The following is a 13,932-nucleotide window of genomic DNA, read 5'->3' on the forward strand; positions in this document are numbered from 1 at the left end:
ACTGATCTGTCTGGCGTCTTCGTACCCCTCATCCGTCTCGCTCCGCGAGCCACCTTCTCCCGCAAGGGGAGAAGGATTCCTTTTTGGGCTCGCCCGTCTTTCAAGTTCAAGCGATGGCCTTGCTCTCGATCGTCGGTGCGGTGGAGGATTGAGACAAGCCATGCTACCCATCTGACCCATGAGTAGTGTTTCCACCCTCAACGACGATCCCTGGACTGGAGGCCGCGCCCGCGACCCGGACGCCAAGCGCGAGGCCGTGCTGTCGGCCGCCGCCTCTGCCTTCGTCCAGGACGGTTATGGCGCGACCTCGATCGACGACATCGCCGCGCGCCTCGGCGTGTCAAAGCCCACGGTCTACTACTATGCGGGCGGCAAACAGGCCCTGCTGGGTGCCTGTTTCACCCTAGCGCTCGACGCCTATTCGGAAGCGGTCGAGGAGAGCGCGGTCACCGGCATCGACGGCCGCGAGCGCCTGCATCAGGTGGTCCAGAAATACGTCGAAATCACCACCACGGTCTTTGGCCGCTGCCTGCACCGCGTCCCCGATGTGGAGCTGACCCCCGACGTCCGCGACCGGCTGCGCGCGGTCAAGCGCAAGGTGGACGCCCGCATCCGCGACCTGCTGCGCGAAGGGGTCCGCGACGGTAGCTTGCGCACCGCCGACGTGCGGATGTCCACCTTCGCCATCTCGGGCGCGATGAACTCGATCGCCCAGTGGTACGCCCCGGACGGCAAGCTGACGCCCCAGGAGATCGCCGAACGCCTGTGGGACAGTTTCTCCGAAGGGGTGCGTCCTCGATAGGGTGGGCCCGATAGGCCGCGACAGATTGACCGCAGGCCGCCGTTCCGCCAATAAGTCTACTCCAAAGTAGGAAAACCTGATGCAGTCCATCCTCGAACAGCTCGACCAGCGCCGCGCGGCCGCGAAACTCGGTGGCGGCGAGGCCCGCATCCAGGCCCAGCACGCCAAGGGCAAGCTGTCGGCGCGCGAGCGGATCGACGTCCTGCTGGACGAAGGCTCGTTCGAGGAAACCGACATGTTCGTCGAGCACCGCTCGACCCAGTTCGGCATGGACAAGCAGCGCATCCCCGGGGACGGCGTGGTGACGGGGCGCGGCACCATCGGCGGCCGTCTGGTCTATGTCTTCTCCAAGGATTTCACCGTCTTCGGCGGCTCCCTGTCGGGCGCCCACGCGGCCAAGATCGTCAAGCTTCAGAAGATGGCCCTGACCACCGGCGCGCCGATTATCGGCCTGTTTGACGCTGGCGGGGCGCGGATTCAGGAGGGGGTCGAGGCCCTGGCCGGATACGCCGACATCTTCCTGCAGAACACATTGGCCAGCGGCGTCATCCCCCAGATCAGCGTCATCATGGGCCCCTGCGCGGGGGGCGACGTCTATTCGCCGGCCATCACCGACTTCATCTTTATGGTGAAGGACACCTCCTACATGTACGTGACCGGCCCCGACGTGGTGAAGACGGTCACCAACGAGGTCGTCAGCCACGAGGATCTGGGCGGCGCCAAGGTCCATGCGGGCAGGTCCGGCGTCGCCGACGGCGCCTTCGAGAACGATCTGGAGGCCCTGTCCGAAGTCCGCCGCCTGATCGGCTTCCTGCCGCTGTCGAACCGCGAGAAGCCGCCGGTGCGCGACAGCTACGACACGCCCGACCGCGACGAGGCCTCCCTCGACACCCTGATCCCGGCCAATCCGAACCAGCCCTATGACATGAAGGAGCTGATCCTGAAGACGGTGGACGAAGCCGACTTCTTCGAGATCGGGGCCGATTTCGCCCGGAACATCGTCTGCGGTTTCGGCCGCCTGGACGGCCAGCCGGTCGGCATCGTCGCCAACCAGCCCCAGGTCCTGGCGGGCGTTCTCGATATCGATTCCAGCCGAAAGGCCGCGCGGTTCGTCCGCTTCTGCGACGCCTTCGGCATCCCGCTCGTGACCTTCGTCGACGTGCCGGGCTTCATGCCGGGGACCAAGCAGGAGTACGGGGCCCTCATCAAGCACGGGGCCAAGCTGCTGTTCGCCTATGCCGAGGCGACGGTGCCCAAACTGACCCTGATCACGCGCAAGGCCTATGGCGGCGCCTATGACGTGATGAGCTCCAAACACCTGCGCGGCGACGTCAACTACGCCTGGCCCACCGCCGAGATCGCGGTCATGGGCGCCAAGGGCGCGGTCGAGATCATCTTCCGCAAGGAGGCCGGCGACCCCGAGGCGCTCGCCGCCCGCGAGGCCGAATACAAAGAAAAGTTCGCCAACCCCTTCGTCGCGGCCGGCCTCGGCTACATCGATGACGTCATCATGCCCCACGGGACCCGGCGGCGGCTGATCCGCGCGCTGCGGACGCTGAAGAACAAGGTCCAGGACAATCCCTGGAAGAAGCACGACAACATTCCGCTGTAGGCATGTCGCGCTCTCACCCTCATTCACCGTCATCCTCGGGCTTGTCCCGAGGATCCAGAGACACCGTCGAGGACGGTGGGTCACGGGCGACACCGGGAGTCTGGACCCTAGGCACAAGCTTGCCCTTGGGCGGGCCGCGCAAGCGGCGCGGTCCCGAGGGGCCTAGGGTGACGGCGTGTGGGGTCGATGGAGCCTCACTCTTCGTCGGACGTCGGCCAGTCCTTGGGCAGCGGGCGCGGCTTGGGCGGCTCGGCCTCTTTCGGCGTCCAGTCACGGTACAGGTCCGGGTCGGGCGGCACAGCCACGCCCCCGGTGACCAAGCTGTTGTACAGGTCCGACCAGTCCGGGTTCATCCGCTCGATCAGGTTGCACTTCCAATCGCGCTCGTAGCGTTTCAACGACTTCTCCCGCTGGATCGCCACCGTCATCAACTCGAACGGTTGATACCAGACCAGGCGCTTGAGCCCATATTTGCTGGTGTGCCGACTGCCGCGCCCCTCCCGATGCTGGCCAATGCGAGCAATGAGATCGCCGCTCACGCCGATGTAGATCGAGCCGTGCATCTGGTTGGACATCATGTAGCAGGCGATAATTCCGTCGCGAGTGACCATCAGCTTCTCACCCCTCCATCGTCATCCTCGGGCCTGTCCCGAGGATCCAGAAACACCGTCGGCGACGGTAACCCACGATCCATACCGAGAGTCTGGATCCTAGGCACAAGGCCTAGGATGACGGCGATCTGTAAAGCCTAGGACCGCCCCATGTTCTCCAAAATCCTCATCGCCAACCGGGGCGAGATCGCCGTTCGGATCATCAAGACCGCGCGCAAGATGGGCATCCAGACGGTGCTCGTTCACTCCGACGCCGACACCGGGTCCAAGGCCTGGGAGATGGCCGACGAGACGATCCATATCGGGCCGTCGCCGGCGGCCCAGTCCTATCTGATCCAGGACAAGATCGTCGACGCGGTGCGGAAATCGGGTGCCGAGGCCGTGCATCCCGGCTTCGGCTTCCTGTCGGAAAACCCGGTGTTCGCGCGCAGGCTCGAGGCCGAGGGGATCACCTTCATCGGCCCGAACCCCTATGCGATCGAGGCGATGGGCGACAAGATCACGTCCAAGAAGTTCGCGGCCGAAGCCGGCGTCTCGACCGTGCCCGGCTACATGGGTCTGATCGAAAGCCCCGAGCATTCGGTCCAGATCGCCGCCGAGATCGGTTATCCGGTCATGATCAAGGCCTCGGCGGGCGGCGGCGGCAAGGGCATCCGCGTCGCCCATTCGGAAACCGACATGGCCGAGGGGTTCGCCGCGGTGAAGGCCGAGGCCCTGACCGCGTTCGGCGACGACCGGGTGTTCCTGGAGAAATTCATCGTCAATCCGCGCCACATCGAGATCCAGGTGCTGGGCGACAAACACGGCAACATCGTCAGCCTGTTTGACCGCGAATGCTCGATACAGCGTCGCAACCAGAAGGTCATCGAGGAGGCGCCCTCGCCCCTGCTCGACGACGCGACGCGCAAGCTGATGGGCGATCAGGCCATCGCCCTGGCCCGCGCCGTGAACTACGATTCCGCCGGCACGGTCGAGTTCGTGGCGGGTCAGGACCGCAGCTTCTACTTCCTGGAAATGAACACCCGGCTGCAGGTCGAGCATCCGGTGACCGAGCTAATCACCGGCGTCGATCTGGTCGAACAGATGATCCGCTCGGCGGCGGGCGAGACCATGGCCTTCGGTCAGGACGACCTGAAGATCAACGGCTGGGCCATCGAGAGCCGCATCTATGCCGAGGACCCCTATCGCGGCTTCCTGCCCTCCATCGGACGCCTGGTCCGCTACGAAACGGCCGAGGAGGGCGAGCATGAATCCCCGATTGGTCCGTACACGGTGCGTAACGATTCCGGCGTCCGCGAGGGCGACGAGATCAGCATGTTCTACGACCCCATGATCTCCAAGCTGTGCGCCTGGGCCCCAACCCGTGCCGGTGCCGTCGAAGGCATGGCCCGCGCGCTGGAGGACACCCATCTGAACGGCGTCGGCCACAACGTCCCCTTCCTGGCGGCGGTGATGGATCAGAAGCGTTTCCGGTCCGGCAATCTGTCGACCAGCTATATCGTCGACGAGTTCCCCGACGGCTTCCACGGCCTGCCCGCCGGTCCGCTCCAGCGCGACATCATGGTCGCCAGCGCCGTCGCCATGCATGAAATCCTTTCCGAACAGGCGGGCGATCCGTCGGACCGCACCGACTGGGTCGTCATGATCGATCGCGACCCCATCGGCGTCAGCCTGTCCTATGACGACGACGAGGCCCTGAGGCTGGAGCTGTCCGGCGAGGACCGCGCCCTGAGCCTGTCCGACATCGACTGGCGGCCCGGCCAGGCCCAGTTCCGCGCCGTCCTCGACGACACGCCCTTCACCGCCGAGGTCCGCCGCGTCGCCGACGGCTTCGAGATTCGCAGCCGCGCCACCAAGGCTCGCGTCCGCGTCCTGACCCCGCGCCTCGCCGAACTGTTCGCCCGCCTGCCGGAAAAGGTCGCCGCCGACACCTCCAAACTGATCCAGTCCCCCATGCCCGGCCTGGTCGTCGCCATCCCCGTCTCGCCCGGCCAGGAGGTCAAGACCGGCGAAACCGTCGCCATCATCGAAGCCATGAAGATGCAGAACATCATGAAGGCCGAGCGCGACGGCGTCGTCAAACTGGTCGGCGCCAAGGCGGGTGATCCCGTCGCCGCCGACGACGTTTTGGTCGAGTTTGAATGATGACCTATCCCTCCCCTCCGTCACCCTCGGGCTTGACCCGAGGGCCGGACCCTCGGCAGGCAGTGCAGCAGGGCGAGCCGCGTTCCGTGCTTCATTCAACGATCGGTCTCGCCCCACGTCCGGCCCTCGGGTCAAGCCCGCGGGTGACGGCGTCTGGATGGAGCGCCTCCGCATGACCTTCCCAGTCCCCACCCCCGAGCAATGGCGCGACTCGGCGACCAAGGCGCTCAAGGACAAACCCCTCGACTCCCTGCTCTATCTCGACGCCGACCACCTCGCGATCCGGCCGCTCTATGCCGCCGCCACCGGCGTCACCCCCCTGTTCGCGCCGCGCCCCTCCGACGCCGAAGGCCGCGCCTGGGACGTGCGCACCCTGGTCGAGGGCGAAGACCCGGAGACCGTCAACGCCGCCGTCCTGACCGATCTCGAGGGTGGGGCTGCCAGCGTGATCCTGTCCGGCGGCGTCCTGTCCGACTCCGAACCGCTGGCGAAATCCCTGGCCAATGTGGCGCTGGAACTGGCCGCCGTCGGCCTCGACGCCGGGATCGACGGCCCCGACGCCGCCAATGCCCTGGCGGTCGTGGCCAAGGGCTCGCCGCGCGCCAAACTGATGTTCCACATGGACCCGATCTCGGCCTTCGCCCAGGCCGGAGGCTCCCCCCGCGCCATCGCCGAACACCTGTCCCTCGCCGCCAACACCGCCGACCGCCACGCCGGGGCCTATCCCGAAGCGACCTTCTTCCTCGCCACGGGCCGGGTCGTGCATGAGGCGGGCGGTTCGATCGGCCAGGAACTCGGCTTCGCCCTCGCCAGCGCCGTCGCCTATGTGAAGGCCGCCGTCGAGGTCGGGATGAGCCCGGAAGGGGCCTTGCGCGGCACGGTCCTCGGTGTCTCCGTGGACGCAGAATATTTCGACAGCCTGGCAAAGGTCCGTGCCCTGAGGATCCTCTGGGCCTCGGTGACCAGGGCCTTTGGGCTCGACATCCCCGCCAATATCGAGGCCCGCTCGTCACGCCGGATGCTGGCCGCCCGCGACCCTTGGCCCAACCTGCTCCGGCTCACCGCCGCCGGGTTCGCCGGCGCCGTCGGCGGGGCCGATGCCGTGGTCCTGGACGGCTTCACCCGCGCCAGCGGTCGCCCCGACGCCTCCGCCCGGCGTCAGGCCCGCAACACCCAGCTCGTCCTGATGGAGGAGGCCAACCTCGGCCGGGTGGACGATCCCGCCGCCGGCTCCTGGTTCCTCGACAGCCGCACCCATGACCTCGCCACCGCCGCCTGGGCCGAGTTCCAGCGCATCGAACGCGAGGGCGGCGTGGTCGCCTCGCTCAAGGGCGGTGCCATCCAGATGCGGGTGGCCGGCTGCCGCGCAGGTCTGCAAGCCGCCTTCGACCACGGTGCCAAACAGATCATCGGCGTCACTAAATTCGTCGACAAGGAGGTCCGCCCGGCCCCCGTCGAGCCCTCACCCACGCCCGCGCCCGCCGCCCACGCCGACACCTGCGAACCGCTGACCCCCATCCGCTTCGCCGCCGCCTTCGAGGGGGCCAACTGATGACTTTTCCCGATTTCACCAGGGCCGAGCTCGACCTGTCCGCCACCGGAACCGGCCCCGCCCGCGACCCCTGGCTGACGCCCGAGGGCATCGAGATTGCCACCGCCTACGATGCCTCGGCCATCGACGGCAATGAATCCGTACACGGACTACCCGGCTTCGCACCCTTCCTGCGCGGTCCCTATCCGACCATGTACGCGGGCAATCCCTGGACCATCCGCCAGTACGCGGGCTTCTCGACGGCCGACGAATCCAACGCCTTCTATCGTCGCAACCTCGCCGCCGGTCAGAAGGGGCTCTCGATCGCCTTCGACCTGGCCACCCACCGGGGCTACGATTCCGACCATCCGCGGGTGAAGGGCGACGTCGGCATGGCGGGGGTCGCCATCGACTCCATCCTTGACATGCGCACCCTGTTCGACGGCATCCCGCTGGACCAGATGTCGGTCTCGATGACCATGAACGGTGCCGTCCTGCCGATCCTGGCCCTCTATGTCGTCGCCGCCGAGGAACAGGGCGTCCCCCACGCCAAGCTGACCGGGACCATCCAGAACGACATCCTCAAGGAGTTCATGGTCCGCAACACCTACATCTATCCGCCCACACCGAGCATGCGGATCATCGCCGACATCTTCGCCTGGACGGCGAAGGAAACGCCCAAGTTCAACTCCATCTCCATCTCCGGCTATCACATGCAGGAGGCGGGGGCCTCGGCCGACATCGAGCTGGCCTACACCCTGGCGGACGGCATCGATTATCTCCGAGCGGGCGTCGCGGCGGGCATGAGCGTGGACGCCTTCGCACCGCGCCTGTCGTTCTTCTGGGCCATCGGCATGAACTACTTCATGGAGGTGGCCAAGATGCGGGCCGGCCGCCTGTTGTGGGCCGAAGCCGTGCGGCGCGAGGGCGGGGTCGATCCCAAGTCCCTGTCCCTGCGCGCCCACTGCCAGACCTCGGGCTGGAGCCTCGCGGCGCAGGACGTGTTCAACAACGTGCCCCGGACGATGGTCGAGGCCATGGCGGCGGCGGGCGGCCAGACCCAGTCACTGCACACCAATGCGCTCGACGAGGCACTTGCTCTGCCCACGGACTTTTCGGCCCGGATCGCGCGCAACACCCAGATCCTGCTCCAGACCGAGACCGGCCTGACCCGCACCATCGACCCCTGGGGCGGCAGCTATTACGTCGAACGGCTGACCCACGAACTGGCCGAAAAGGCCCGCGCCCACATGGCCGAGGTCGAGGCCCTGGGTGGCATGGCCAAGGCCATCGAGGCCGGCATCCCCAAGCTGCGCATCGAGGAGTCGGCTGCGAAGACCCAGGCGCGGATCGACACCGGCAAACAGACCGTGGTCGGGGTGAACCGCTATCTGAACGACACCCCCGACGACATCCCGATGCTGAAGGTCGACAATGCGGCGGTGCTGGCGGCCCAGATCGACAAGCTGAAACGCTTGCGCGCCGAACGCGACGAAACCGCCGTTCAGGCCGCGCTGACCGCCCTGACCGAAGGCGCCAGGGGTACCGCCAACCTGCTGGAACTGTCGGTCCAGGCTGCCCGCGCCCACGCCACGGTCGGCGAGATTTCGGACGCGCTGGAGGCCGCGTTCGGCCGCCACGTCGCCTCGGTGAAGACGGTTTCGGGCGTCTATTCGAAAGAGGCCGGAAAAGACGCGCGGTTCGCGTGTGCCCGCGATATGGTCGCCACCTTCGTCGAGAACGACGGCGGCCCGCCCCGCATCCTGATCGCCAAACTGGGCCAGGACGGTCACGACCGGGGCCAGAAGGTGATCGCCACTGGATACGGCGACCTTGGCCTCGACGTCACGGCCGGCTCACTGTTCCAGACCCCGGCCGAGGCCGCGCGCGACGCGGTGGCGAAGAATGTCCACGCGGTCGGCGCCTCGTCCCTTGCGGCGGGCCACCTGACCCTGGTACCCGAATTGCGCGCCGAACTGGAGCGTCTCGGGCGGCCCGACATCATGATCGTGGTCGGCGGGGTCATTCCTCCGTCCGACGTCCAGCCCCTGATCGACATGGGCGCCGCCGCCGTATACCCGCCCGGTTCGACCGTGGCCGACACGGCCGTGGACCTGATCGAGAAGCTGAACCAGCGCCTCGGCTACGCCCAGCCCGTCCCGCAGAAAGAGTCCGCATGATCGGCAATCTCAACCACGTCGGGGTCGCCACCCCGTCGATCGCCGAGTCGATCAAGCTCTATCGCGACATCCTGGGCGCCACCCGGATCGGCGAGCCGTTCGACCTGCCGGCGCAGGGCGTGAAGGTCTGCTTCATCGACACCGCGACGGCCCAGATCGAGCTGATCGAACCCTATGACGAGACCAGTCCCATCGTCGGCTTCCTCGCCAGGAACCCGTCCGGCGGCCAGCACCACGTCTGTTTCGAGGTCGCCGACATCCACGCCGCCGTCGCCGAGATGCGGTCAAAGGGCATCACCATCCTGGGCACCGGCGAACCCCGCATCGGCGCCCACGGCACCCCGGTCGTCTTCCTGCATCCCAAACAGATGGGCGGCGTCCTGATCGAGCTGATGGAAACGCCCAAGGCTGGCCACTGAACCTGCGCGGACCGCGGTCTATCCACTTTTCCGCTCATCCCGGCGAAAGCCGGGACCCAGTTCTGTTGTGAGGCAGGGTGTCTGGGATGGGGGTCTCCGCTTATCGTAAGCGATGATCGCCCAAAGCACTGGGTCCCGGCTTTCGTCGGGATGAGCGGAAGAAACTAATACCAACCCGCATCCCGCAACGCCTTCGCATACCGCCGACTGACCGGAGCCGTCACCCCGCCGGCCAGCGCCAGAGTCGCGCGGCCGTCGCCCCGGCTGACGTCGCGCACGGCGTCGCGCGCCACCCACCAGCTCCGATGCGTCTGAGCCCCCTCCAGCCCCTCCAACTCGTCCAATGCATCCGACAGCCGCATCAGGATGAGGTCCGAGCCCCGATCGGTGTGGATGCGCAGATAGTGATCCTCGGCCTGAACCGCGCGGATCACGGCGCCCCGCAGCTTCGGCGGCAAGCGATCTGGAAAGCGGGCGGGCGCGGCCCCGACAGGGGCAGCATGGGTCTGGACCGGCTGGGCCTTGGCCAGGAAGACGTTGATCGCGCTCATCGTCAGGGTGATCAGCGCCACCGGCCCGACCATCAACGGCAGGGCCCTCAGCGGATAGACATGGCCATCGAACACCAGCCCGGTCACCAGCCAGACCAGCACCGACACGGGCCCCGAGATCGACAGGGTGAGGGCCGCCACGGTCAGCCACGGCTTCTCGTCCAGGTCGATCCACCGCTGGACCAGCCAGGAACACAGCTGCCCCCACAGCGCCCCGGCCAACATGACCGGCACCCAATAGACCAGCCGCATCCACAACGGTGCCTCCACCGTCCCGAAGGCACCGGAAAACGCCAGCACACCCCCCGCCGCTGCCGCCACCAAAAGGCCGCGCACCAGTCCGAGGGTTACGGGCCGCGCCGCCACGCTCTGTTGGGGAATCGGGTTGTGAGTCATTGCAATCGGGGGCGCTTGGTCGTCATGGTTGGGGGAGTAAGGCTTTGAGACCACGAAACGGCCCCGGAATGAAGCGCATCCTCGCCCTCGTCGCAATCGCCCTCGCCGCCGCGTCGGGCGTCGCCCCCTCTGGCATCGCCTGGGCGCAGCAGACCGGGCGCGTCCCCGTGCCGCCGCCGACGCGCCCCGGCGGCAATCCCGTCGTCGCCCCCGGACCGGGCCCCGTGGGTCCCGCCGTCACCGCGCCGTCTGGCGGATCGACCCGTCCCTCGGCCGTGCCCATGCCCAGCCAGCGCCCGCCCTCGACTGGTCGCCCGGCCCAGACCTCCTTGCTGCTGGAATTCGAGACGCCCCAGCCCACGGGCCGGGTCGCGGTCGCCATCTATCGCGACGCCGACAGCTTCCGCCGCAACCGCAGCCCCATTCGCACCCTGATGCTGACCCGCAACCGCAGCGGCCAGATCACGGCCTTCGTCCAGGGGCTACAGCCCGGCCGGTATGCCATTGCCGCCTTCCAGGACGTCGACGGCGACGGCGAACTGGGCAAGGGCGCGTTCGGCCTGCCGCGCGAGCCGTTCGGCTTCTCCAACAACGCCCGCGCCCGCTTGGGCCCGCCATCGTTCGACAGCGCTGCCTTCGCGGTCGGGACCACCGGCGCGACCCAGCGCATCATCCTGCGCAACCCGATGAACGCCATCCTGCGCTGAGGCGGGTGACGGGGGCGAGCTCGGGCCCTATGTTGCCGGGATGTCCGACACGACCGCCGAAGCGACCGAAACCGACCGCCCCCTGACCCAGGACGGGCCGCCGCTGCGGCTCTATCTGATCGACGCCTCGGCCTATATCTTCCGGGCCTATCACGCCCTGCCGCCCCTGACGCGCAAGTCGGACGGCCTGCCGGTCGGAGCGGTCCAGGGCTATTGCAACATGCTGTGGAAGCTGTTGCAGGACATGAAGGGCGCGGACGGCCCCACTCACCTGGCCGCCATCTTCGACCATTCCGAAAAGACGTTCCGGAACGAGCTCTACGACCAGTACAAGGCCAACCGCTCGGCTCCCCCTGAGGACCTGATCCCCCAGTTCCCCCTGGTGCGCGAGGCGACCGCGGCCTTCGGCGTCCACTGCGTCGAACTTCCGGGCTATGAGGCCGACGACCTGATCGCCACCTATGCCTGCAAGGCGCGCGACGCGGGCGGCGAGGCCGTCATCGTCTCGTCCGACAAGGACCTGATGCAGCTGATCGGGCGCGGCGTCGTCATGTACGACCCGATGAAGGACCGCCGTCTGGCCGAAGAGGCCGTGATGGAGAAGTTCGGCGTCACGCCGGACAAGATGGTCGATCTTCAGGCCCTGATCGGCGACAGCGTCGATAACGTCCCCGGCGCCCCCGGTATCGGCCCCAAGACGGCGGCCCAACTGCTGGACGAGTACGGCGACCTCGACACGCTTCTGGAGCGCGCAGGAGAAATAAAGCAGCCCAAGCGCCGCGAGACATTGATCAATTTCAGGGACCAGATCCTGCTCAGCCGCGAACTGGTCCGCCTGACCTGCGACGCCCCTGCGCCCGAGGCGATCGAGGATTTCGCCGTGCGCGATCCCGATCCGGCGACCCTGTCGGCCTTTCTGGAAGCGATGGAGTTCCGTTCCCTGCTGCGCCGCGTCGGCGACGGCAAGACGGCGGCCCACGACGGCCAGGCCTTCACCGCGCCCCAGAACCGCCCGGCCCCGCGCGTCCCGTCCGCCCCGGTCATCTCGCCGCGCTACGCGCCCCAGGCCGTCAATGCCGATGTCGAGGCCCAGACGTTCGATCACGACTCATACCAGTGCATCCAGACGCTGGAGGCGCTCGACGCCTTCATCGCCCGCGCGACCGAGGCCGGCGTCGTCGGCTTCGACACCGAGACCGACGCCCTGTCCGCCACCCATGCGGGTCTGTGCGGCGTCTCCCTGGCCATTGGGCCGAACGACGCAGCCTACATCCCCCTGACGCACGAGCATCCGCCGATGGCCGGTGCCGGGGGGCTCGACTTCGGCGATACGCCCGACACCCGCGAGCCCCTGACCCAGTTGGACAAGTCCACCACCCTGGCTCGACTGAAAGTCCTGCTGGAGGACCCGGGCGTCCTCAAGGTCACCCAGAACGGCAAGTACGACATGGCCGTCATGGCCCGGCGCGGCATCCGGGTCGCCCCCATCGACGACACCATGCTGATCTCCTACGTCCTGGAGGGCGGCCTGCACGGCCACGGCATGGACGAGCTGGCCCGGCTGCACCTCGGCCACGACCCCATCCCGTTCAAACAGGTCGCCGGGACCGGCAAGGCCCAGAAATCGTTCAAGCACGTCGAGCTGAAACCCGCGACCGCCTATGCCGCCGAGGACGCCGACGTCACCCTGCGGCTCTGGCGCATCCTCAAGCCCCGGCTGGCCAAGGCCGGCCTGATGACCGTCTACGAGACGCTGGAGCGCGGCATGCCCGCCGTCCTGGCCCGGATGGAACTGGAGGGCATCCGCGTCGATCCCGACCGCCTGCGCCGCCTGTCGTCCGAGTTCGGCATCCGCATGGCCGAGCTGGAGATCCAGGCCCACGAGATCGCCGGCCGCCCCTTCTCGATCGGCAGCCCCAAACAGATCGGCGAGCTTCTGTTCGGCGAACTGAACCTGACCGGCGGCAAGAAGACCGCCTCGGGCCAGTGGGAGACCGGTGCCGCGACGCTTGAGGCGCTCGCCGAAACCCACCCCCTGCCCCGCGCCATCCTCGACTGGCGCCAGCTGTCCAAGCTCAAGGGCACCTATACCGACGCCCTGGTCGCGGCGATGGACGAGGCCACGAACCGGGTCCACACCTCCTATCAACTGGCCGCCGCCACCACCGGCCGCCTCGCCTCGTCGGACCCCAACCTCCAGAACATCCCGGTCCGGAACGAGATCGGCCGCCAGATCCGCCAGGCCTTCATCGCCGCCCCCGGCAACGTCTTGATCAGCGCCGATTATTCCCAGATCGAACTGCGCCTGCTGGCCCACATCGGCGACATCCCCGAGCTGAAGCGCGCCTTCAAGGCCGGGCTCGACATCCATGCGGCCACCGCGTCCGAGATGTTCGGCGTCCCCGTCGAGGGCATGCCCGCCGAGACCCGCCGCCGCGCCAAGGCGATCAATTTCGGCATCGTCTATGGCATCTCGGCCTTCGGTCTGGCGGCCCAGCTGGGCATCGATCAGGGCGAGGCCGGGGCCTATATCAAGACCTATTTCGAGCGCTTCCCCGGCATCCGAGACTATATGGACAAGACCCGCGCCGAGGTCCGCACCGCCGGATACGTCTCCACCCTGTTCGGCCGCAAGATCCATATCCCGGCCATCCACTCCAAGTCGGGCGCCGAGCGTCAGTTCGGCGAACGCGCCGCCATCAACGCCCCGATCCAGGGTGCCGCCGCCGACATCATCCGCCGCGCCATGATGCGGATGCACGCGGCCCTCGCCGACGCCGGCCTGTCGGAAGTGAAGATGCTGCTCCAGGTCCACGACGAACTCGTGTTCGAGGCCCCCGAACCCCTGGCCGAACGCGCCATGACCGTCATCCGCCGCGTGATGGAGACCGCCGACGAGCCCGCGATCAAGCTCAGCGTCCCCCTGGTCGTCGACGCCCGCGCCGCCCTCAACTGGGACGAGGCGCACTGAGGTCTGG

The 13,932-nt window shown here is 67.6% G+C and carries 10 protein-coding genes; 8 read left to right on the forward strand and 2 right to left on the reverse strand.

Going from position 1 to position 13,932, the window contains the following annotated elements:
* The first annotated feature begins 178 nt into the window (after nucleotides 1-178).
* On the forward strand, nucleotides 179-802 hold the full coding sequence (locus JHC99_RS01950; RefSeq protein ID WP_292151787.1) for a TetR family transcriptional regulator: 624 nt from the start codon (nucleotides 179-181) through the stop codon (nucleotides 800-802).
* 79 nt (nucleotides 803-881) lie between these two features.
* Complete coding sequence (locus tag JHC99_RS01955; RefSeq protein ID WP_292151788.1) at nucleotides 882-2,414, forward strand: acyl-CoA carboxylase subunit beta; 1,533 nt, start codon at nucleotides 882-884, stop codon at nucleotides 2,412-2,414.
* A gap of 194 nt (nucleotides 2,415-2,608) precedes the next feature.
* Here the strand turns inward: JHC99_RS01955 and JHC99_RS01960 are convergent, their stop codons facing one another.
* Entirely contained in the window at nucleotides 2,609-3,025 is a 417-nt protein-coding gene (locus JHC99_RS01960) for a GIY-YIG nuclease family protein (protein WP_366927698.1), read from the reverse strand.
* A gap of 150 nt (nucleotides 3,026-3,175) precedes the next feature.
* Here JHC99_RS01960 and JHC99_RS01965 point away from each other — a divergent pair, with 150 nt between their 5' ends.
* From JHC99_RS01965 to mce, 4 genes are all read left to right on the forward strand, one after another.
* The gene (locus JHC99_RS01965) at nucleotides 3,176-5,170 is read left to right on the forward strand and encodes an acetyl/propionyl/methylcrotonyl-CoA carboxylase subunit alpha (protein WP_292151789.1); all 1,995 of its coding nucleotides are present in this window, start codon (nucleotides 3,176-3,178) and stop codon (nucleotides 5,168-5,170) included.
* Nucleotides 5,171-5,342: 172 nt separating this feature from the next.
* Nucleotides 5,343-6,722 carry a methylmalonyl-CoA mutase family protein gene (locus tag JHC99_RS01970; RefSeq protein WP_292151790.1) on the forward strand — a complete coding sequence of 460 codons (1,380 nt, stop codon included), beginning with the start codon at nucleotides 5,343-5,345 and terminating at the stop codon, nucleotides 6,720-6,722.
* Nucleotides 6,722-8,881 carry a methylmalonyl-CoA mutase gene (scpA, locus tag JHC99_RS01975; protein WP_292151791.1) on the forward strand — a complete coding sequence of 720 codons (2,160 nt, stop codon included), beginning with the start codon at nucleotides 6,722-6,724 and terminating at the stop codon, nucleotides 8,879-8,881. Before JHC99_RS01970 ends, scpA begins: the two co-directional genes overlap by 1 nt.
* On the forward strand, nucleotides 8,878-9,300 hold the full coding sequence (gene mce / locus JHC99_RS01980; protein ID WP_292151792.1) for a methylmalonyl-CoA epimerase: 423 nt from the start codon (nucleotides 8,878-8,880) through the stop codon (nucleotides 9,298-9,300). Before scpA ends, mce begins: the two co-directional genes overlap by 4 nt.
* 164 nt (nucleotides 9,301-9,464) lie before the next feature.
* Here mce and JHC99_RS01985 read toward each other — a convergent pair whose 3' ends face one another.
* The gene (locus tag JHC99_RS01985; RefSeq protein ID WP_292151793.1) at nucleotides 9,465-10,247 is read right to left on the reverse strand and encodes a LytTR family DNA-binding domain-containing protein; all 783 of its coding nucleotides are present in this window, start codon (nucleotides 10,245-10,247) and stop codon (nucleotides 9,465-9,467) included.
* A gap of 68 nt (nucleotides 10,248-10,315) precedes the next feature.
* Between JHC99_RS01985 and JHC99_RS01990 the strand changes: the two genes are divergently transcribed.
* Nucleotides 10,316-10,954 carry a DUF2141 domain-containing protein gene (locus JHC99_RS01990; RefSeq protein WP_292151794.1) on the forward strand — a complete coding sequence of 213 codons (639 nt, stop codon included), beginning with the start codon at nucleotides 10,316-10,318 and terminating at the stop codon, nucleotides 10,952-10,954.
* Between the two features lie 40 nt (nucleotides 10,955-10,994).
* Complete coding sequence (polA, locus tag JHC99_RS01995; RefSeq protein ID WP_292151795.1) at nucleotides 10,995-13,925, forward strand: DNA polymerase I; 2,931 nt, start codon at nucleotides 10,995-10,997, stop codon at nucleotides 13,923-13,925.
* The last annotated feature ends 7 nt before the right edge of the window (nucleotides 13,926-13,932 follow it).

This window comes from Brevundimonas sp. (assembly GCF_016463485.1).
Lineage (GTDB): Bacteria > Pseudomonadota > Alphaproteobacteria > Caulobacterales > Caulobacteraceae > Brevundimonas.